Source organism: Desulfonatronum lacustre DSM 10312 (assembly GCF_000519265.1).
Lineage (GTDB): Bacteria > Desulfobacterota > Desulfovibrionia > Desulfovibrionales > Desulfonatronaceae > Desulfonatronum > Desulfonatronum lacustre.
On record NZ_KI912608.1, the window covers coordinates 2026316 to 2045945 of the forward strand.

The 19630-nt window shown below is 62.5% G+C and carries 18 protein-coding genes; 11 read left to right on the forward strand and 7 right to left on the reverse strand.

The window, feature by feature from the left end; genetic code table 11:
* The first annotated feature begins 220 nt into the window (after positions 1-220).
* Genes DESLA_RS0109550 through DESLA_RS0109560 form a run of 3 tightly spaced genes read left to right on the forward strand, consistent with a single transcriptional unit; the run spans position 221 to position 4226 of the window.
* A complete protein-coding gene (locus DESLA_RS0109550) occupies positions 221-1399 on the forward strand; it encodes a pyridoxal phosphate-dependent aminotransferase (protein WP_028572274.1) in 1179 nt (392 codons plus the stop codon).
* Between the two features lie 6 nt (positions 1400-1405).
* The gene (locus DESLA_RS0109555) at positions 1406-2851 is read left to right on the forward strand and encodes an ATP-binding protein (RefSeq protein WP_051434553.1); all 1446 of its coding nucleotides are present in this window, start codon (positions 1406-1408) and stop codon (positions 2849-2851) included.
* A 1-nt stretch (position 2852) separates the two neighbouring features.
* Positions 2853-4226 (forward strand): sigma-54-dependent transcriptional regulator, encoded by a 1374-nt coding sequence (locus DESLA_RS0109560; protein WP_028572276.1) that lies wholly within the window; start codon positions 2853-2855, stop codon positions 4224-4226.
* Between the two features lie 21 nt (positions 4227-4247).
* Here the strand turns inward: DESLA_RS0109560 and DESLA_RS0109565 are convergent, their stop codons facing one another.
* Positions 4248-4631, reverse strand: a complete 384-nt coding sequence (locus DESLA_RS0109565; RefSeq protein WP_028572277.1) for a type II toxin-antitoxin system VapC family toxin — start codon at positions 4629-4631, stop codon at positions 4248-4250.
* On the reverse strand, positions 4628-4885 hold the full coding sequence (locus tag DESLA_RS19760; RefSeq protein ID WP_156932917.1) for a hypothetical protein: 258 nt from the start codon (positions 4883-4885) through the stop codon (positions 4628-4630). The genes DESLA_RS0109565 and DESLA_RS19760 overlap by 4 nt, the downstream gene beginning before the upstream one ends.
* Positions 4886-4955: 70 nt before the next feature.
* On the opposite strand from DESLA_RS19760, the gene recD2 reads away from it, so the two are divergent.
* Entirely contained in the window at positions 4956-7175 is a 2220-nt protein-coding gene (gene recD2, locus DESLA_RS0109575; RefSeq protein ID WP_051434554.1) for an SF1B family DNA helicase RecD2, read from the forward strand.
* Between the two features lie 46 nt (positions 7176-7221).
* On the opposite strand, the gene DESLA_RS0109580 is transcribed toward recD2, so the two are convergent.
* A complete protein-coding gene (locus DESLA_RS0109580; RefSeq protein WP_028572279.1) occupies positions 7222-8202 on the reverse strand; it encodes an SAM-dependent methyltransferase in 981 nt (326 codons plus the stop codon).
* A 38-nt stretch (positions 8203-8240) separates the two neighbouring features.
* Between DESLA_RS0109580 and thiD the strand changes: the two genes are divergently transcribed.
* Positions 8241-9152, forward strand: coding sequence for a bifunctional hydroxymethylpyrimidine kinase/phosphomethylpyrimidine kinase (gene thiD, locus DESLA_RS19765; RefSeq protein ID WP_084031996.1), 912 nt, complete (start codon positions 8241-8243; stop codon positions 9150-9152).
* A gap of 107 nt (positions 9153-9259) precedes the next feature.
* Here the strand turns inward: thiD and hemC are convergent, their stop codons facing one another.
* The 4 genes from hemC to DESLA_RS19770 all read right to left on the reverse strand — a co-directional run bounded on the left by hemC (position 9260) and on the right by DESLA_RS19770 (position 12231).
* The gene (hemC, locus tag DESLA_RS0109590; RefSeq protein ID WP_435050756.1) at positions 9260-10189 is read right to left on the reverse strand and encodes a hydroxymethylbilane synthase; all 930 of its coding nucleotides are present in this window, start codon (positions 10187-10189) and stop codon (positions 9260-9262) included.
* A gap of 13 nt (positions 10190-10202) precedes the next feature.
* A complete protein-coding gene (locus DESLA_RS22420) occupies positions 10203-10442 on the reverse strand; it encodes an FmdB family zinc ribbon protein (protein ID WP_084031997.1) in 240 nt (79 codons plus the stop codon).
* A gap of 395 nt (positions 10443-10837) precedes the next feature.
* On the reverse strand, positions 10838-11440 hold the full coding sequence (locus tag DESLA_RS0109600) for a D-sedoheptulose 7-phosphate isomerase (RefSeq protein ID WP_051434878.1): 603 nt from the start codon (positions 11438-11440) through the stop codon (positions 10838-10840).
* A gap of 20 nt (positions 11441-11460) precedes the next feature.
* Positions 11461-12231: a hypothetical protein gene (locus DESLA_RS19770; protein ID WP_035261645.1), complete on the reverse strand. Its 771-nt coding sequence runs from the start codon at positions 12229-12231 to the stop codon at positions 11461-11463.
* A gap of 155 nt (positions 12232-12386) precedes the next feature.
* Here DESLA_RS19770 and DESLA_RS19775 point away from each other — a divergent pair, with 155 nt between their 5' ends.
* The 6 genes from DESLA_RS19775 (at position 12387) to DESLA_RS19785 (ending at position 19563) form a co-directional block, all read left to right on the forward strand.
* Positions 12387-13763: a TolC family protein gene (locus tag DESLA_RS19775; RefSeq protein WP_169732616.1), complete on the forward strand. Its 1377-nt coding sequence runs from the start codon at positions 12387-12389 to the stop codon at positions 13761-13763.
* 72 nt (positions 13764-13835) lie between these two features.
* Positions 13836-14285, forward strand: a complete 450-nt coding sequence (locus DESLA_RS0109615; RefSeq protein WP_028572283.1) for a hypothetical protein — start codon at positions 13836-13838, stop codon at positions 14283-14285.
* 101 nt (positions 14286-14386) lie between these two features.
* Positions 14387-15208, forward strand: coding sequence for a glycosyltransferase family 2 protein (locus tag DESLA_RS19780; RefSeq protein WP_051434556.1), 822 nt, complete (start codon positions 14387-14389; stop codon positions 15206-15208).
* A gap of 14 nt (positions 15209-15222) precedes the next feature.
* Positions 15223-16359 (forward strand): glycosyltransferase family 4 protein, encoded by a 1137-nt coding sequence (locus DESLA_RS0109625; RefSeq protein ID WP_028572284.1) that lies wholly within the window; start codon positions 15223-15225, stop codon positions 16357-16359.
* Positions 16360-16402: 43 nt separating this feature from the next.
* On the forward strand, positions 16403-18679 hold the full coding sequence (locus DESLA_RS0109630) for a hypothetical protein (protein WP_028572285.1): 2277 nt from the start codon (positions 16403-16405) through the stop codon (positions 18677-18679).
* Complete coding sequence (locus tag DESLA_RS19785) at positions 18679-19563, forward strand: glycosyltransferase family 2 protein (protein WP_051434557.1); 885 nt, start codon at positions 18679-18681, stop codon at positions 19561-19563. Before DESLA_RS0109630 ends, DESLA_RS19785 begins: the two co-directional genes overlap by 1 nt.
* The last annotated feature ends 67 nt before the right edge of the window (positions 19564-19630 follow it).

Consider the following 19630-nt stretch of genomic DNA (forward strand, 5'->3'; position numbering starts at 1 on the left):
ACTCCTGACTCCTGACTCCTGACTCCTGACTCCTGACTCCTGACTCCTGACTCCTTTCAAAACGCCCACCTTGAATTGTTCACCCGCGCTGGTCAATACGCGAGCTGAAAAACAGCCCGGCGGGCCTTGTGCTGGGCCGACCTTTGGAGTTACAAAACCGTGGTTCACGGCTTACTACCGGACCATCGCCGTCCGTCAATTTCATTTTTCAGGAGAACCCATGCATATCGCCAAAAAAATTCGCTCCATTCCACCGTCGGCCACCCTGGCCGTGAACGCCAAGGCTCAGGAACTGACGGCCCAAGGAAAAAAGATCATCAGCCTGGCCGTCGGCGAACCGGACTTTCCCACCCCCGAGCATGTCCGCCAAGCGGCCAAGGATGCCCTGGACGAGGGGTTCACCCGCTACACCCCGGTACCCGGCATTCCGGCCCTGCGCAAGACCGTGGCCGGCTACTTCGCCGGGATCGCCGGCCAGGACGAGCTGCCCGCCGAGGCGACCATGATCTGCAACGGCGGCAAGCATGCCCTGTACAACCTGTTCCAGGCCTTGCTGGAGCCCGGCGATTCGGTGCTGATTCCCGCGCCCTACTGGGTCAGTTATCCGCCCATGGTTCTGCTGGCCGAAGGCAAGCCGACCATCATCCCCTCCACGCCGGAGCGGCGCTTTCTGATCACCCCGGAAGACCTGGAGCGCCACGCCCCCCAAGGCGCCAGAGTACTCCTGCTCAATTCCCCCTCCAACCCCACGGGCTGCCACTATTCCCAGGACGAACTGGACGCCCTGATCGGCTGGGCCCTGGAGCGGGACATCTTCGTGATCTCCGATGAAATCTACGACCAACTGGTCTATCCGCCGGCCCGCCCCAGCAGCGCGGTCTCCTGGTGGGTCAAATTTCCGGACAAGGTCGCGGTGGTCAACGGTCTGTCCAAGTCCATGGCCATGACCGGCTGGCGGATCGGCTACGTCCTGGCCCACCCGGACCTGATCAAGGCCATGGTTCGCATCCAGGGTCAAAGCACGTCCAACGTCTGCTCCATCACCCAGAAGGCCGCCCTGGCCGCCCTGACCGGCCCCATGGACAGCCTCCGGGAGATGCGCGTCGCATTCCAGCGCCGCCGGGATCTGGCCCTGGAGAAGATCGCCTCCTGGCCCGGGGTGGTCTGCCCCAAGCCGGACGGGGCCTTCTACCTGTTCCCTCGGCTGGACGCCCTGTTCACCAAGGACCGAAACGATTCCGCGGCCTTGTGCACGTACATCCTGGAGCGGGCCGGCGTGGCCCTGGTCCCTGGAGTCGCTTTTGGCGACGATCGCTGCGTGCGCTTCTCCTACGCCCTGGACGATGAAACCCTGGTCACGGCCCTGGACCTGGTCCGGAACGCCCTGCTGGACGCGTAATCACCCTTGAAAACCAAGATCACCTTCGGCCCCAGGCCGTTTCAGCCCGTCAAATTCCTGTCATGGAGTTCGCTGGTCCTGATCCTGGCGGTGAACCTGCTGCTGTCCGTGTTCATCGCCAACTCCGCCCGCCAGACCATGCTGGAAAAGAACCAGGAGTTCGCCATTCTGTTGGCCGAAAACCTGAACCATCAGATTTTCCAGCGCTTCACCCTGCCCACGGTGATCGGCTTTGGTCGGATCGAGCTGCGCAATCCGGCCCAGTACGAGCGGCTGGACCAGATCGTGTTGTCCACGATCCACAGCTTCCACGTCCTGGAAGTCCGCATCTACGACTTCGACCACCAAATCGCCTACTCCACCAATCAGGATTTGGTGGGCAAGACCGAGGCCGCGGGCAAGGCCGTGCGGCAAGCCCTGGACCCGGGCGTTTCCAGTTTTGAGCTGGTCAGCCGCGTCTCTTCCTGGTGGGCCATGTTCTCCCTCGAACTGGCCCCGGAAAGCTTCGTTCTGCGGACCATCTACCCTTTGCGGGCCGAGCGCGGGTTCGACCCGGTGACCGGGCCGGGGCCGATCATGGGCGCACTGGAATTCACCCAGGACATCACCGACGACTACGAAGCCGTGCTCCTGTTTCAGCTTATGATCCTGGCCGCCTCCTTCGCCTCGTCCCTGGTGCTCTTCTCCGTGCTCTACCTGATCATTCGCCGGGCCGCCGGGACCATTGCCAAGCGGGCTGAAGAAAAGGAGCGTTTGGAGAGGGAACTGCACCAGAATGAAAAGCTAGCCAGCATGGGACGGACCGTGGCCAGCATCGCCCACGAGATCCGCAACCCCCTGGGCATCATCCGCAGCACGGCCGAACTGCTCATGAAGCGCTCCCAAAACCGCGAGGGAGCGGGAGATCCGCAGCAAACCCGCCTGCTCAAGGCGATTTTCGACGAGTCCCTGCGACTCTCCCAGACCGTGAACGACTTTCTGGACTATGCCCGGCCCAAGGCCCCGAACAAGACCAATGTCGACCTGTCCCATGTCCTGGACCAGGTCCTGGCCTTCTGGGAACACGAGATGGCCGAAAAAGGCGTGGAGGTCCACCGAACCGACACCGCCGGGCTGGCGGTCATGGGTGACAAGGACTTGCTCTACCGAGCCGTCTACAACATCCTGGCCAACGCCCTGCAAGCCATGAACGGCCCCGGGGCCATCCATATTTCCACGCAAAAAGATTCCGCGGGCGTCACGCTGACCATCCGGGACACCGGACCCGGGATCCCTGTGCAGCTCACGGACAAAATCCTGGACCCCTTCTTCACCACCAAGGAAAAAGGTACGGGGCTCGGCCTGTCCATCGTCAACAGCATCCTGCGCAGCCATGACGCCCGGCTCGAACTGGCCAACCATCCCCAGGGCGGCGCGGAAGTCCGAATGTTTTTTCCAGAAGGGGAGAGCTGACATGTCCAACCACGTTCTCGTACTCGACGACGAACAAAACTATCTGCTGCTGCTGGAAACCCTGCTCGGCGACGAAGGCTACACCGTCACCGCTCTCCAGGACCCGGAACTGGCCTTGGCCTATCTGGAGGAATCCGAAGTGGACGTGATCATCACGGACATGAAGATGCCCAAGATGTCCGGCCAGGACGTGCTGGCCCACGTTCAGAAAAACTACCCGCACATTCCGGTGCTGATCATGACCGCCTACGGGTCCATCGATACCGCGGTGGTGGCCATGCGTCACGGAGCCTTCGACTACATCACCAAGCCCTTTGCCAACGATGAAATAACTCTCTCCGTGCGCAAGGCCGCGCAACTGGCCCAAGCTCAGCGCCGCTACAGCCTGCTTTCCGAGAACCTGGAGCAACGCTACGGCGTGCACCAGATCATTGGTCGGAGCAAGGCCATGCGGCGGGTTCTGGACATGGTCGACCGGGCCGCGCCCAGCAAGAGCACGGTCCTGATCACCGGGGAATCCGGGACCGGCAAGGAACTCATCGCCAAGGCCATCCATTTCACCTCCCCGCGCAAAAAAGGGCCGTTCATTTCCGTAAACTGCATGGCCCTGAACCCCGGAGTCCTGGAAAGCGAGCTGTTCGGCCATGAAAAAGGCTCCTTCACCGGAGCCGTGGCCCGCAAGCGCGGCCGCTTTGAACTGGCCCACGGGGGCACGCTGTTTTTGGATGAAATCGGCGAATTGTCCCAGGATTTGCAGGTCAAGCTCCTGCGCGTGCTCCAGGAGCGCAGCTTCGAGCGGGTGGGCGGATCCGAGCTCATCAGCGTGGACATCCGGATCGTCACGGCCACCAACAAGGACTTGCAGGCCTCGATCCAGTCCGGGGCGTTCCGCGAGGACCTCTTCTACCGCCTGAACGTGGTCCAGATCCCCCTGCCGTCTCTGCGGGAGCGCCGGGAGGACATCCCGCTGCTGGCGGCCCATTTTCTGAAAAAATTCTCCGAGGAAAATGCCGGGCACGTCAAAGGCTTCACCGCGGACGCCATCGACTATCTCACGGCCTACGAATGGCCGGGCAACGTCCGGCAACTGGAGAACGTGGTGGAGCGCTGCGTGGTCATGGCCGGGGACGAGATGATCCGGGCGGACGACCTGCCGCCCGAGATCAAGGACGAGGAGGCCCAGTTCAAAAGCGCCGTGGACCTGCTCCCGGCCCGTCTGAACCTGGCCGACACCCTGGAAAAAATCGAAGCCGCCCTGATCCGCCGCGCCCTGGTCCACACCAACTTCGTCCAGGTCAAAACCGCGGACATGCTCGGCATCTCCAAGAGCCTGTTGCAGTACAAGCTGAAGAAATACAAGTTGACGGGAAATTGAACGGCTCGAACGGCCGAATGATCAGCAAAGCATGCAAACGGGATCGCCATACGCGCCGACATGCTCGTCCGCCGTCAAAAGGGCGACGTCCTCGTAGCGGGCTTGGGCGATCAAGAGACGGTCAAACGGATCATTATGAAGAAGAGGCAAATCGACGGTTGTAGCTGCATGGTCGGCGGAGACGGGTAACACAATCATCCGGGCTTCTCGAACCGACGCCAACAACAGACGAGGCGCGACATGGAGCTTGCCCAGCTTGTATTTGATCCCGACTTCCCAAATGGAGGCGACACTGACCAAGCATGTCGCTTCCTTGATCTGCTTGCACCCGGAAGCGCTCAACCGAGGATGCCCGGCAAGCCACCAGAGAACGATGTGCGTATCCAGCAAAAGCTTCGCCGTCATGAAGCGTTTCCAGCGTGAGGATTGAACAGGGCCGCGACCTCTTCTTCCACCTCGGAGGAGAAAGCCGCGTCAAGTTCATCGGCTGAAATGTCCAAGGAGTGATAGCCCGTGGTGCGATGAGCGGGTTCCGAAAGCGGGGTGAGCCGGACAAGGGGCTTGCCGGAGCTGAAAAGCAGGACGTGTTCTCCAGCCAACGCGGCCTGCATCAATTGAAAAATCTGTGTATCACGATCATCGATATGAACTTCCAGCATAAACGCCCCCTTTACTCCGAGTGTATGGGGAACCGATCCGAAGTCAACCCAGCCTCCAAAGCAGCCGATCATGACTGACTCCGCGACCCAAAATCCGCGATCCGCGGACCCGCCTTCCTCCGTCACCCTGAATGCCGAGGTCAACGGCGTGACCTTCTTCAACCCGGAGAACGGCTACGCCGTGCTCCGGATCAAGGTCCGGAACGAACCGGGGATTATAACCGCGGTGGGCAACGTGGTCCAGGTCAAACCCGGAGAGACGCTCAACCTCTCCGGCCGGTGGAAGGAGCATCCCAAGTACGGACGACAGTTCCAGATCGAAACGGCCGAGCCGCTGCTTCCGGCCGGGGTCAACGCCATTCGTCGCTATCTGGCCTCCGGGCAACTCAAGGGCGTAGGCCCGACCCTGGCCGAGCGGCTGATCAAGCAGTTCAAGGACAAGACCCTGGACATCATCGACACGGACCCGGACCAGCTCCTGCGGGTGGACGGCATCGGTCCGTCCAAGTTGAAAAAAATCGTCCAGTCCTGGGAAGAGCAGCATCATGTCCGGGCCCTGATCCTTTTTCTCCAGGAACACGACGTCTCCCCGGCCCTGGCCGCCCGCATCCATCGCCATTACGGCCCCCAGGCCCTGCACAAGGTGCGCGAGAACCCGTATGATCTGGCCTACGAGGTCCACGGCATCGGTTTCAAGACCGCGGACGTCATCGCTCTGAAACTGGGGTTTGCCCCGGACTGCCGGGAGCGATTGGAAGCGGCCCTGATTTTCGTGCTCTTCCAGTTCAGCGAATCCGGGCATCTTTTCGCGCCACTGGACGAACTGCTGGAAAAAACCTCGGCTCTGCTCGGCGGTACGCCGACGGAAAGCCTTTACGGGGCACTGGAGGTACTCAAGGAGCGCAAGCGGGTGATCCTGGAGGAACTCCCGGCCCAGGGACTGGGCACGGTGGTCTACCTGGGCCATTTTCACCGCTGGGAAAAGGAAATCGCCCAACGCCTGCAAGCCCTGATCGAGCACCCCACGGGCCTGGACGCCAAGAAACTGCGCGTCGTGCTCAAGCAGCTGGAGGCCCGGCACCGGATCACCCTCTCGCCGCAGCAGCGCCAGGCCGTGGAGGACGCCTGTCTGAACAAGGTCTTCATCCTCACCGGCGGCCCGGGCACGGGCAAGACCACCATCACCCGGTTCGTGGTCGAAGCCATTGCCGAGCTGGGCATCACGGTCAAGCTGGCCGCGCCCACGGGCCGGGCCGCCAAGCGCCTCTCCGAGGCCACCCGCACCCCGGCCTCCACCCTGCACCGCCTCCTCCAGTACGCGCCGGACGGGGGCTTCGCCATCAACGACACGAAAATGCTCAAGGCCGGCATGCTGGTGGTGGACGAGGCCTCCATGCTGGACTGCCACCTTTTCCTGGCCGTGCTCCGGGCCTTGCCCATGACAGCACGCCTCGTTCTGGTGGGGGACGTGAACCAGCTTCCCTCGGTGGGACCGGGCAACGTCCTGGGCGACCTGCTCCAAAGCGGCGCCCTGCCCAGCACGGAGCTGACCCACATCTACCGCCAGGCCCAGGAAAGCATGATCGTAGTCAACGCCCACCGCATCAACCAGGGCCGGTTTCCGCTCCACTCGCCCAAGGCCGCGCCGGAGGCCGATTTTTTCTGGATTGAACAGGACGACGCGACACGGGTCCAGGACATGATTCTACGGATGGTCTGCGAGCGCATCCCGGCGGGCTACGGTCTGGATCCGCGCCAGGACATCCAGGTGCTCACGCCCATGCACAAGGGCGAGGTGGGCACCCAGCAGTTGAACGCCCTGCTCCAGCAGCGGCTCAACCCCGGCGGACGAGAGTTCGCCGTGGGCTTTCGCAAGCTGCGCGTGGGGGACCGGGTGCTCCAGACGCGCAACAACTACGACAAGGACGTGTTCAACGGCGACCTGGGCTGGATCGCCTCGGTGGATATGGAAGAAGGCCAGGCCGTGGTGGCATTCGACGGCCGGGACGTGACCTACGAACTGACCGAAATGGACGAACTAAACCTGGCCTACGCCGTGAGCGTGCACAAATCCCAGGGCAGCGAATATCCGGCCGTGGTCATGCCCCTGCTCACCCAGCACTTCCTGCTCCTGCAGCGCAACCTGATCTACACCGGCCTGACCCGGGCCAGACGCTTGGCGGTGATCCTGGGCGGCAAGAAAGCCCTGGCCATCGGCCTGAAAAACGCCACGGCCCGGACACGGTACACGAATTTGGCGCACCGGATCATGGAGATGATGAATGGGTGATGGGGCTATGGGCTATGGGCTATGGGCTATGGGCCATGGGCGAGGTTCAGACTATGCACACCCAGGTCAATTCGTGCTTGTTGTGCGCGAGATGCAGGAGGCGGGAGTGGGGGATGGACCGGAACTGGTCGACGACCTGGAAGTCCGTCTCTCCCTGGAACTTGATGGTGCAGACCATGTTCCGGACCGTCCCGGCGTCCAGCCAGCGGCGGACCATGGCCAGCAGGCGCTCGGGATAGCAGACCACGTCCGAAAACAGCCAGTCCACCGGGCCAAAGGCTTGTGGGTCCTGGGCAAAGGCGCTTTCAGCCCGAAAGGTGATCCCCGGTAGTCCGGCCAGTCGGGCATCCAGCGGGGCCTTGTCCACGCTGATCACCCGTGCGCCCAACTCGTGCAGCACCCAGGTCCATCCGCCGGGGCTGGAGCCCAGGTCCAGGCAGAGCTGACCCGGCCGGGGACGCCGGTCCAGCAGGGTGAACACTTCCCACAGCTTCAGATAGGCCCGGCTCGGCGGGCCGGTCTTGTCCTCCACGAACAGCGCCTCGCCGTGGGCGAAGGGGCTGGAGCAACGGGGCGAGGCCAGCAGGGTGGTGTCGTCGAGCAAGGTCCAGGAACCAAGCGGGTGCTTGGGCAACGGGTCGCCGAAGACCAGGGGCCGGGAAGAGGGGCCGCGTAGCCGTTGCTGGATCAAGCGGGCCCGACCCCGGCGCGGCAGGTGTTCGTCGTACAAGGCCCAGCGCGGCCCCAACCCCTTGAGCGCGGTGGCGGCCTGGGCTATGGACGTGAAGGGGATCACCCGAAGATCGTGCCAGATATTTTGCGCCCAGGCCGGAAGAACAGTGGCCGGAAGAGCAGTGGCCGGAAAAACAGTGATCGGACGAACAGCCACCGGATGAGCAAGCGGCGCGACGCACAGCGCCAAGCGTCCCAAGACACCTTCCACCGCGCCCAGTTCCCGCAGCAGCTCCGGCAGAAATCCCTCGGGCGCGAAATACCCGACGCCGCCACGCGGCACCGCGAATCCCATCAGTCGCCCCAACCACGTACACACAAGAGGTTCATTCCATGTCCATCCCGCCCTGCCTCCTGACCATCGCCGGTTCCGACTCCAGCGGCGGTGCCGGCATCCAGGCCGACCTGAAAACCTTCACCGTGCTGGGCGGCTACGGAGCCTCGGTGCTCACCGCGCTCACGGCCCAGAACACCCAGGGCGTTCAGGACATCCTGCCCTTGCCGGAAGCCTTCGTGGTCCAGCAGCTTCGTTCGGTTCTGGACGACCTGCCCATTGCCGCGGCCAAGACCGGAATGCTCTTTTCCGCGGACCTGATCCGCGCCCTGGCCCGGGAACTGAACAACAAATCCTTTCCTCTGGTGGTGGACCCGGTCTGCGTGAGCAAAAGCGGCCACAACCTGCTCCTGCCCGAGGCCGTGGAAACCCTGAAGACGGTCTTCCTGCCCCTGGCCGACCTGATCACCCCCAACCGCCCGGAAGCGGAACTGCTGGCCCGGATGACCATTGCCGACGAGACGGACGTCCCCGAGGCCCTGGAACGCCTGCTGGCCCTGGGCCCCAAAGCCGTGCTGCTCAAGGGCGGCCACTTCTCCGGCGACATCCTCACGGACTGGCTGGCCATACCCGGCCAAAAGCCGCGCGCCTTCCAGCACCCCCGGCTGTCCAACCAGAACACCCACGGCACGGGCTGCACCCTCTCCGCGGCCATCGCCGCGGGCCTGGGCCGCGGCCTGGACCTGGAAACCGCCGTGGGCCACGCCGTGGACTACATCCACGAAGCCATCCGCACCGCATATCCCCTGGGCCGAGGCGTCGGGCCGGTCAATCATCTGCATCCGCTGGTACACATCCAGCACAAGCTGGATCAAGGCAACCTCCAAAATACTCTGCTCGAAAATCTCGCGGCCAGGGTCAGCAAGCTTGAAGCCAGGAAAGCCGGAGACGACAGCGGCACTTTCTCGTAAACAGCAGGCGGAGGTAACTACTCAGCAACTCCGGGCAACTGAAGCCCACCAAAACACCTGGACCCCGGCCTACGCCGGGGTGACGAGTGTCGCTGGAGCATTTCCCATCACGCCCCATACACCTCGGCCAAAATCTCCCGCCCCCCGCGATCCAGAATCGCCTGGGCCACCCGGCGGCCCAGTTCTTCGGCGTCCCGGGGCTTGTCCGTGGCCTCCTCGATAATCAGGGTCTTCCCGTCCACATCGGCCACGAGCCCGCGCAGGGTGATCCGGTTCGGGGCGCTGACGTGGGCGTACCCGCCAATGGGCACTTGGCATCCGCCCTCCAGGGTGGCCAGAAAAGCCCGTTCCGCGCGGACGCAGCAGTGGGTGTCCGGATGGTTCAAAAAACCCAAAAGTTCCACCAAGTCCTCGCGGTCCTGGGCGTATTCCAGACCCAACGCCCCCTGGCCCACGGCGGGCAGGAACAGCGGCGGCCCCAACGGCGTGGACTTGGGAACACTGAGCCCGAGGCGGTTCATCCCGGCCTGGGCCACGATGATGGCGTCGTAGTCCCCAGCCAGCAGCTTGTTCACCCGGGTATCCAGATTGCCGCGCAGGTTCAGGATTTTCAGGTCCGGACGCAGCGCCAGAAGCTGGCAGCGCCGACGCAGGCTGCTGGTGCCCACCCGGGCGCCCTCGGGCAGACCGTCCAACCCGTCGTACTGCACGGACAACAGGGCGTCGGTCATGTTTTCCCGTTCCGGGATGACCCCCAGGACCAGCCCTTCCGGCAGTTCGGCCGGGACGTCCTTCATGCTGTGCACGGCCAGGTCGGCCCGTCCGTCAAGCAGGGCCTCTTCGATTTCCTTCACGAACAACCCCTTGCCGCCGACCTTGGCCAGGGGCACGTCCTGAATCTTGTCGCCCATGGTTTTGATGAGCAGCAGTTCCACTTCCAGCCCGGGATAGCGCTCCAGCAACCGGCTCTTGACGTGCTCCGCCTGCCACAAAGCCAGCTTGCTGCCCCGGGTCGCGATGGTGATGCGTTCCAACATGGCCATGCCCATCTCAATGGCACCCGGCGCAACTGGACGCCGAGCACCCGGAACAGGATGAGCCGGAACCGGAACTTGCCGGTGCCGCCGAACCTACGGCGTCGCCCCCGCCGCCGGATTTATGCCGGCACCGGGACATCAGCTTGCCGGTCCTGGCTGATCCGCAATGCGGACAAATCACTTTAGGGTCTCCAAAGACCAGTTCCTCGAACTCTTTCTCGCAATCATCGCACAGATATTCATAAATCGGCATATTCTCTCCTTGATGGACGCTTTGTTCTCGCCCGGCGTCTTTGATATCGAGCTTATTCGGATTCCCGTTCCATTTATGATGCGTACACCCAAGGCAGCACGAATCGAAATCCAAATCGAGATCGAAATCGTAATCGAACCATGACACACTTGAATGTATGCACAATTTGTCCGGGCAATCGAAGACCACAAAAAAAGACCTGGATTCCGGCCTTCGCCGGAATGACTGATAACAGCAAGCCCTTCCCGCAAAGTCACCCGGCGCAGGCCGGGGTCCAGGCGAGTTCTCCGAGTGCTTGAGTAATTTCACTGAATTTCTCGATTTCGATCCCGATTTCGATTTCGATTTCGGCTCAAAAGTCGAGTTGCTCAAGCAATATTTTACGCAACGAACCGTTACCCTTCCCCAAACAAAATTTCATCCGTCACCAAGCACAACAAGTGCCCCACCGTGATGTGAATCTCCTGAATAAGCGGCGTCCGACGCGAGGGCACGGCCAGCAGATAATCGCACAGCCCCCGCATCGCGCCGCCTCCCTCGCCGGTCAGACCGATGGTGATCATGCCCAAGGCCCGACCGGCTTCCAGGGCCGCGACCACGTTCGGACTGTTGCCGGAGGTGGACAGCCCCAGCAGCACGTCGCCTTCCCGGCCCAGAGCCTGTACTTGTTTGGCAAAGACCAGATCGAAGCCGAAATCGTTGCCCACCGCCGTCAGGATGGAGGTGTCCGTGGTCAGGGCCAGGGCTGGAAGCGGACGACGGTCGATGAGAAACCGGTTCACGAATTCCGCGGCCAGGTGTTGGGCGTCCGCGGCGCTGCCGCCGTTGCCGCAAAGCAGAATCTTGCCTCCCCGGGCCAAGGCCCCGGCCAGAACATGCGCCAGCCGCACCACCTCTTCCCCCTGCGCGGAGAAAAAGGCTTCCCGCAACGCGTCGCCCTCGGCCACGTACGTTTCCAACCGTTCAAAATCGCGTCGCAATACGTCATCATTATTCATGGCCAATCGCCTCGCCCCGGTCATGGTTGTACCTCCAACGGTCTTTCGCTTCGTTCGTCATCGCCGCCGGTGACGGACTCCTTCCCCCCAACGAGAGCCAGCCCCTCTTCCTCGGCCCGGACCGCTTCCCGCTCCCAGCCCCCCAGCATGAGACTTTGCGCGGCGAGGTGGTACATTTTTTCGGGACGACCTCCATACAGGGCAGAGATCAAAGCTTGGTAGTCCTGGGCAAAAGCCATGCGTACCAGGCTGTTCTGGTCATAGAGCAGACGGGCCAACAAGGCGTTGTCCCCGTGCTCCGGCAAGTAGCGAATAAACAGTTGCCGACTGGACGAGATAATAAACCGAATCCTGGCCACCTCGCGGCGCATGCTTTCCCGGGTTTGGTCGACCACCTTGGAGAGCTCCCCGACGATGCCCCGCTCTTCCGGACGCAGCCCGATCTGTCGAAACTCCAGAAACCGTCCTCCGTAGATCTCTCGTTGGTAGGCGTCTTCCTTCAGTTTCATGGTTTCATGAAAAATATATCCCAGACACCACCCCAGCAACTGACCGTGGACGTCCGCGTCCCGGTCCGTGCGAAACAGATGATGCGCGGTGTCTTTCAATCGCCAGAGCAGCCCCTTGTTCATCTCCACGCCCAACACTTCCCGCAGAACCTCGAAGTCCAGGCGTTCCTCGGCGTCAAACATCCTGAACTGGTTCTCCAGAACCTGCTGACTCAGGCAAAAGTCGCGCAGAATGTCTCGGACGAATTCGGATCGTTTTGACCGTATCCAGGCTCGGAACATGACGTATGCTTGCTCGTTTATGGTTGCGAAGTTGACGACGCTTGGGGCGACGGACGATTATTGACCGATGCCTCTCGACTAGGATAGTCGGAGGGATGTCGCGAAGGACGCGAATGTGTAACCTCAAGCCGGTAAAAAATCAAAAGAGCTTGTCCATGAAAATGCAATCGTTTTTTCCGTCTTTTTTCTTATTTTTCTTGTCCGCCTTGTTTTTCGTCGCTTCCCCGACCCCGGGCCAAGCCATGGAACCAGCCGGCGCTCCGGACGCGATTTCCCCCGACGCAATTTCCTCGGACGTCCTCGTTCCCAACGCCTTCACTCTGGAACAGGCCGTCCGGCAAGGTTTGCGGGCCAATCCACGGATGGCCGCGGTTCGCGCCGCCCTCCGCGGAGCGGAGTTCGGGGAAATGTCGGCCAAGTCCGCTTTTTACCCCACTTTCTCAGCCAACTATGGCTTTGGCTACGATGACAAGCCCTTAGCTGGCGGAGACAAGGACACCTGGACCCTGAACATCAACCTCAGCCAGCCCGTGTTCACCGGCTGGCGACTGCTGAACACGCACCAAAAAGCCCAATTGACCGTGGAACGAACCCAGGTCGAAGTGGAGAACATCGAGCTGAACCTGATCCTGCTCATTCAGGAACAATTTCTGGAGTTGCTCAAGGCCAGGGAGAACGTCCGCAGCGCCCAGGACTCGGTCACCCGCCTGCAGTCCCAGTTGCAAAACGCTCAGGCTTTTTTCGACGTCGGACTGCGGCCCAAGTTCGACGTGCTCCAGGCCGAGGTGGACCTGGCCCGGGCCGAACAGGACTTGCTCATCGCCCAAAACGCCGTGGCCACCCAGATCGCCCGGCTGAACACCCTGCTCAATCTGGACCTGTCCACCGAAACGGACTACGTCGGCGAACTCACCTATGTGCCCTATGCGCCCCAATTCGAGGAATCCCTGGAAACCGCGTACCGGCTGCGCCCGGATATCATCCTGGCCCTCAAGGCCGAGGAGATCGCGGACAAGGACGTTGAAATCACGGCCAGTGACCTCTATCCCCAAGTCTCCGCGGACCTGGATCTGTACAGCCGCGGGACTGACCCCACTGTTTCCGGTACCGACTCACGGCCCGATCCCTGGTGGACCGCCGGCGTCAATATGCGCTGGCAGGCCTTCGACTGGGGCCGGACCCGCTACGCAACGGAACAGTCCCGCCAAAACGTCCTCCGGTTGCGCGAAGAGACGGCCAACCTGCGCCTGGAAGTCTCCTTTGCCGTCAAATCCCTGCATCTCAAGCTGGACGAAACCGCGGCCCGCATCGCGGTGGCCAACAAGGCCCTGGAAGAAGCCCGAGAAGGTTTTCGCATCGCCCAAGCCCGATTCCAGGCCCAGGTCGGCACCAACACGGACGTCCTGGACGCCCAGGCCCGCCTGACCCGCGGGGAAGCCGACCTGACCGACGCCATGGCCGACTACCAACTCACCCTGGCCCGCCTCTTCGCCGCCACCGGGGAACGAAACCCGGGGTTGCTGGTCCCGTAGCGAGCCCAGACAAGCAAATCAGGCAAGCGAATCGGACAAGCCTGTCGGGCACGCCAAACCGAGGATACATCCATGCAATCGGATCAGATCACCCGGGAAATCCTCTCCAGCCCAGCCTTTCGGGATCTGCTGGACAAGCATGTCGCGGACAGCCTGGCCGCCTTCGTGGAACTCCAGGAGAAGCGCGCCGGCCAGGCCTCGCTCATCGAGCGGATCGTCCGTGTCGAGGAGGCCCAGCGCTCCCACGAAGCCCTGACCCGGCTGCTCCTGGAACAGATCAACCTGCGCTTCGAGGAAATGCAGAAGTACATGGACAGCCGCTTCGAGCAGGTGGAAAAACGTTTCGAGCAGATCGACAAGCGCTTTGAGCAAATAGAAAAACGTTTTGAGCAGATGGATAAGCGCTTCGAGCAGGTGGACAAGCGCTTTGAAGCCCTGACCCGCCGCCTGGACCGCTTCATGATCTGGTCCCTGGGCTTGGTCGCCTCGTCCACGGCCCTGATCATCACCATCTTAAAGTAGCCATGCCGTCACCGGCTCCGCCCCATACCGTATAACCCGCGCCTTCCCGCCCCACACACTCAAGCCCCCATCGCCTATCGCCCCTAGCCCATCGCCCCCCCATGCCCCGCATCACCATCATCACCCCGAACAAGAACGGGGAGCGCTTTCTGGACCAAGCCATCCGGAGCGTCCTGGCCCAGCGCAATGACGGCGTCGACCTGGAGTACATCGTCCTGGACGGAGCCAGCACGGACGGCTCAATGAAGATCATTGAGCGCTACCGGAATCTGATCGACCTGGTGATCTCCGAACCGGATCAGGGGCCCGCCTCGGCGATCAACAAGGGGCTGCGTCTGGCCCGAGGGGAAATTCTGGCCTGGCTCAACGCCGACGATGTCTATCACCCGAACACGCTCGCCCGGGTCCTGAAGGTGATGGACGCAAACCCAAAGGCGGCCCTGTGCTTCGGCTCCTGCCGGATCATCGACGAGCAAAACCGGGAAATCCGCCGGCCCATCACCCGCTTCAAGGAATGCTTCTTTCCCCTCTCCAGCCGCTTCACCATCCAGTGCATCAACTATATCTCCCAACCGTCCATGTTCTTTCGCCGCCGTGCCCTGGACCAGGCCGGGCCACTTCGTGAAGATCTCACAGCGGCCTTTGACTACGACTTCACTTTGCGCCTCCGGCGTCATGGCGACGCGGCCCGCGTCCCCGGCCCGCCCCTGGCGGACTTCCGTTGGCGTCCCGATTCCATCAGCGGCTCCGGCTTCCAGATTCAGTTCCGGGAAGAACTCCAGGCCGTTGCCCGGGACGCCGGCCCCCTGGCCCCCCAAACCCTTGTCCACCACGGGGTCAGATGGGGTATCGTGGGCATCTACGCCTTGATGGCCTGGAGGCGAAACCAGCAAACGCGAAATCCATCGCGAAGCCCCGCGTAGCCCCGGACGACATCATGGCCCGCATCGGCATCAGCGCGGTGGCTTTGGAGCCGCATCGGACCGGAGGAGCGGAAACCTATATCCGCCAACTTCTGCGATGCCCGGCGTTTCACCACGCCCTTCGCCGTCACGAGGTGCTCGTCTTCACCGGACAAACCATTGACCCGGCTCTGGAAAATTGCGGCCTCAGACTCGTCCGCGCCACCGTGGACCCCGCTTGCCGCAACCATCGTCTGCTCTGGGAACAGTATGCTTTCCCAGGACTGTTGCGGCGTCATGACATCGACCTGGTTCACTTTCCCTATTCCGGTTTTCCCTGGGCCTGCCGGACGCCCTTCGTGGTCACGATTCACGACACGACGAACTTCGTGATGCCCGGATCGGTCAGTCTCCCTGAGCGCGTCTACCGGCGCATTCTCCAGCGACGACTGCCAAAGATCGATCACGGCCACGTGATCACCGTCTCGGACGCGGATCGGACCGTCTTTCTCCGCCATGTCCCTTTGGATGCCCGTCGCTGTACCACGGTGCATCATGGCCGCTCGCCGGACTTTACCTGTCCCGAACCGCTGCTCGGACAGCCCAGGCCGGACGGAGACCTGATCTGGTTCGGTCGCCCGTACCATCACAAGAACATCGACCTGCTGCCCCGGATGATGCCCCACCTATACGCCTTGCTGGACCAAGCATCCCTGAGATCGCGTCCCAAGCTCCGCCTCGTGGGGCTGGATGCCGAGGAACAGCGACGCGCCCTGGCCCTCGGACAATCCCTGAGCATCACATCCCATATAACGGTGGAGCCCCCGGTCCCCCATGAACGATTGCCCGATTACCTCCGCAAGGCGCGCCTGCTGATTTTTCCATCAACCTACGAAAGCTTTGGCCTGCCCGCGCTGGAAGCCATGTCCAGCGGCACCCCGGTGGTCTGCTCCGACATTCCGGTCTTTCGAGAACTGTTCGCCGATGCGGCGATCTACGCGGACCCGTCTCGGCCGGAAGACTTTGCCCGAGCCTGTTTCGGACTGCTCAGCGTGCCAGAGTCCTGGCATAGTCAAGCCGTGCTTGGTTTTCATCGGGCCCAAGTCTATACGTGGGCGCGCTGCGCTGAAGAAACGGCGGCGGTTTATGAAAGAATTGCGTGGTCAATATGACCCCACCGCGTCTCAGCTCCCGAAACCAATTTTCCAGCCTCACATGACCAGCTTAAAAAACCTCGAGATCTGCGTCTTGATCTACGCCCTTCTGGGGGCCCTGCTTTTCCTTCGCCCACACCAGGAAACCTTTATCGGTCTGGACAGCTCGGCCATCCGCCTGATGACCCATGCTCCGACGCATGGCCGCGACCTGATCGGCGTGGACCAGACCTTGACTCGCGTCCTGCCTGAACTGCGAACCTCCTTCCTGTACATCCCCGCCCCGCACCTGCGCATGACCCGGGACCGCTCCTTTCAACTGGACGACCTGGATAGCTGTACCTATCGCCCTTGGTTCTATCCTTTTCTCACCTATGCCGCCTTGGGGTTCGATCATATCATCCCCGGAAAAGCGGTTGACTACTTTCTCCCTTCCCTGACCCTGCTCTTCTTCATCCTGGCCGGTGCGTTCATGGCGTCCAAGACCGGTTTGCCGGGACTGGTCGCCGCCCTGGGACTGATCGCCGGCCTGCCGCTGATTCCCTGGTTCGCTCGGGGATATTATCCGGAATGGGCGGCCTTGCTCCTGGTTTTTCCGGTGGTCCTGAACTGGTTGCGGGATCAAAGCCCCCCATCCTCTGGCCGCCACGCTTCAATTTTTCGCACTTCAGGCCACCCGCCTTCGTCGGCTTCACTATGTCTCAGCGCCTTTGTGCTCGGCTTGGCCGCCTGTTTTCACCCCGTGATCCTGCCCTGGTCCGGAGCCGTCTTTCTGCTGTTGATCATCGGATTCCCCACGATCCAAAATCTCCGAGTCCTGGCGGCGGGGGGCTGTTTCGCCCTCGGGCTGACTCCCTTGGTCATAGTGACCCAATGGGTGACCCGTCCCTACGGGGACATCTTCAACCCACGGTGGATGCTGGGCGCGGCCCAGGGCAGCACGTTGTTCTTCCTGCTGCTTCTGATCGCCGCGACCGGCTTGGCAGCCGCGGGCCTGCTCCTGACGCCGCGAGGCCGCTCCCGACTCCACGACCTACTGTTCTCTCCAGGCTGGACGGCCCATGCCCTTCGCCTCTGCGCGGCCATGATCCCCACGGGCTTGCTCCTGCTGTCGGAGCAGACGACAGCCGCGACTGCCGAAGGGCTGGCCGACCTCTGGTCCGTGCTGACCACGCCCTACGGGTTCATCGCGGCCGCCACCATTCTGGCCTCGTTCCTGCCGGCCGTTCGCCCCCGCCCCCGGGTCCTCCTGGTGGCCACCGTGGCCCTGGCCTCGGTCTATCTCTACCTCAAGGGCATTGAGCCCTTTGGCCTCTGGAGCCAGCGCCGTCTGCTGCCGGTCCTGTTTCCCTTCATCGTCGCGTCCCTGGCCGTCTGGCGCGACGTGCTTCATGCTCATGGACACCAGTGGCGAACAAACACGCTCATCCCCGGCGGGCTGGCCGCCATTGCCGCCGTCATGTTTACTCTGCACTCCCCCTTCTACCTGCTCCGGGCCGAATCCGGCGCGGATGCGGCGATCCGGATGCTGGACGAAGCGACACAAGACGGGCTGACCTTCTACGACTACCATCAATATGGTTCTCCCCTGGCCGCACTGGGCCAAGTTGGGGCCTTGCCGCTCTCCAACCGCCTCACCGACGAAGCCCGCGAACAGGTGCTGCTCTGGGCCGAAAAGGCCGCTGCCAGCGAACCGGTCCGCTGGGTCTCGGCCTTTGCCAATCCAGGACTGGAACAAGGTGTAATTCTTGTGGAATCGCTGACCATCCGACAGGATCTGCCCCGCCTACGCGCCCGACGAGCATTCCCCGCCCAGGTCGCCCAACATCCTCTGTCCATGACCGTCCTTGAGGCCCGTCCGATTCAGAACGCATCCCCCCTTCTCAAGCTGGACAAGATTCTGGATCGAGGGCCGCTAGCCTTGCGCGGGCCTTGGGGCAGGCCGGACATCCCTTTGTCGGCTCCGAACGGCGATCGTTTACCAGCACGTTGGACTCGTGAAGGTTCGGCGGTCATAGGCCCGCTACCCGCTCCCGGAGAAGCCGTGCGGATCGAGATGGTCGCCGGGGCGGCCCGACGCGACGACCAAGCCCACCAAGTGGTCACCATCACCCCGCCCTGGCCCGGACCGGCCCTGGAATTGCGGGTGGAGAACACCCACACCGGGGTCTCGGGCCTCCTGCGCCGCCCACGAAACGCCGACTCCCCGGAGGATCGCACCGGCCAGTACGTTCTGACCACCCATGATCCCTACGATCCGGCGCAATACGACATCCGCGGTTTCGACGCCGATCTCGGCGTCCTGCTGCACCGCATCCGCATTGAGGCGGTGGATTGATGCCCTCCCTCCATGTCGTGGTGATCGTTCTGAACTGGAACGGATGGTCGGACACTGCGGCCTGCGTTCGTTCCGTTCTTCAAAGCACGTATGCCGACTTTGACGTCATGGTGGTGGACAACGGTTCCACGGACGACTCGGTCATCCGACTGCGCCGGGAATTTCCCGACCTGACCATCCTGGAGACCGGCGAAAACCTGGGCTTTGCCGGCGGCAACAACGCCGGAATGCGCCATGCCCTGGACCACCAGACGGCGGATTTCATCTGGCTGCTGAACAACGACACCCAGCCCCGGGCCGACGCCATGGAGGCCCTGGTTCAAGCCGCGAACGCCGCCCCCCGCGTCGGAGCTTTAGGCGCGTTGATCATGGAAGCGGAGAACCCGGAGATCGTCCAGCTTCGGGGAGGGCATCGCTTTTCTCTCCGGCTGGGCATGCCGTTGCCCGCACCGCATGGACGCCCCCCGGACTATCTGTGCGGCGCCAGCATGTTCCTGCGCCGCGACTGCCTGGAACAATGCGGCCTGCTGGACCCCGGTTATTTCTTTTATTTCGAGGACACGGAATTTTGCTTCCGCATCCGGCGTCATAACTGGACCCTTGCCGTGGAGGAACGAGCCGTGGTCCTGCATCGCGGTTCGGCCAGCGTCGGCGCGGGCAGCTTCACCCAGGCCTACTGGTACCGTCGCGGCCTGATCCGCTTTCTGCGCACCCACGCCCCTTTCCCCTGGCTCCCGATCCTCGGCACCACCGCCGCCCGCCTTCTGCTGGCCGTCCTGGCCCGGAACGGACCGGTGCTTCGGGGGACCTGGAACGGCTTTTGGGACGGCCTCGCGGAGCCGAGGCCAACGAAGCCCTGGCCCGCCGACTGGACCGCTTCATGATCTGAACCCTGGGCTTGATCGCTTCCTCCACGGCCTTGATCATCACCGTTTTGAAGTAATCACCTCG

Bases quoted from the DNA above. Each gene is read 5' to 3' on its own strand.
- DESLA_RS0109550 (WP_028572274.1), top strand. From the start codon at position 221: ATGCATATCGCCAAAAAAATTCGCTCCATTCCACCGTCGGCCACCCTG.
- DESLA_RS0109560 (WP_028572276.1), top strand. From the start codon at position 2,853: ATGTCCAACCACGTTCTCGTACTCGACGACGAACAAAACTATCTGCTG.
- DESLA_RS0109565 (WP_028572277.1), bottom strand. From the start codon at position 4,631: ATGACGGCGAAGCTTTTGCTGGATACGCACATCGTTCTCTGGTGGCTT.
- DESLA_RS19760 (WP_156932917.1), bottom strand. From the start codon at position 4,885: ATGCTGGAAGTTCATATCGATGATCGTGATACACAGATTTTTCAATTG.
- recD2 (WP_051434554.1), top strand. From the start codon at position 4,956: ATGACTGACTCCGCGACCCAAAATCCGCGATCCGCGGACCCGCCTTCC.
- DESLA_RS0109580 (WP_028572279.1), bottom strand. From the start codon at position 8,202: ATGGGATTCGCGGTGCCGCGTGGCGGCGTCGGGTATTTCGCGCCCGAG.
- thiD (WP_084031996.1), top strand. From the start codon at position 8,241: ATGTCCATCCCGCCCTGCCTCCTGACCATCGCCGGTTCCGACTCCAGC.
- hemC (WP_435050756.1), bottom strand. From the start codon at position 10,189: ATGTTGGAACGCATCACCATCGCGACCCGGGGCAGCAAGCTGGCTTTG.
- DESLA_RS22420 (WP_084031997.1), bottom strand. From the start codon at position 10,442: ATGCCGATTTATGAATATCTGTGCGATGATTGCGAGAAAGAGTTCGAG.
- DESLA_RS0109600 (WP_051434878.1), bottom strand. From the start codon at position 11,440: ATGAATAATGATGACGTATTGCGACGCGATTTTGAACGGTTGGAAACG.
- DESLA_RS19770 (WP_035261645.1), bottom strand. From the start codon at position 12,231: ATGTTCCGAGCCTGGATACGGTCAAAACGATCCGAATTCGTCCGAGAC.
- DESLA_RS19775 (WP_169732616.1), top strand. From the start codon at position 12,387: ATGAAAATGCAATCGTTTTTTCCGTCTTTTTTCTTATTTTTCTTGTCC.
- DESLA_RS0109615 (WP_028572283.1), top strand. From the start codon at position 13,836: ATGCAATCGGATCAGATCACCCGGGAAATCCTCTCCAGCCCAGCCTTT.
- DESLA_RS19780 (WP_051434556.1), top strand. From the start codon at position 14,387: ATGCCCCGCATCACCATCATCACCCCGAACAAGAACGGGGAGCGCTTT.
- DESLA_RS0109625 (WP_028572284.1), top strand. From the start codon at position 15,223: ATGGCCCGCATCGGCATCAGCGCGGTGGCTTTGGAGCCGCATCGGACC.
- DESLA_RS0109630 (WP_028572285.1), top strand. From the start codon at position 16,403: ATGACCAGCTTAAAAAACCTCGAGATCTGCGTCTTGATCTACGCCCTT.
- DESLA_RS19785 (WP_051434557.1), top strand. From the start codon at position 18,679: ATGCCCTCCCTCCATGTCGTGGTGATCGTTCTGAACTGGAACGGATGG.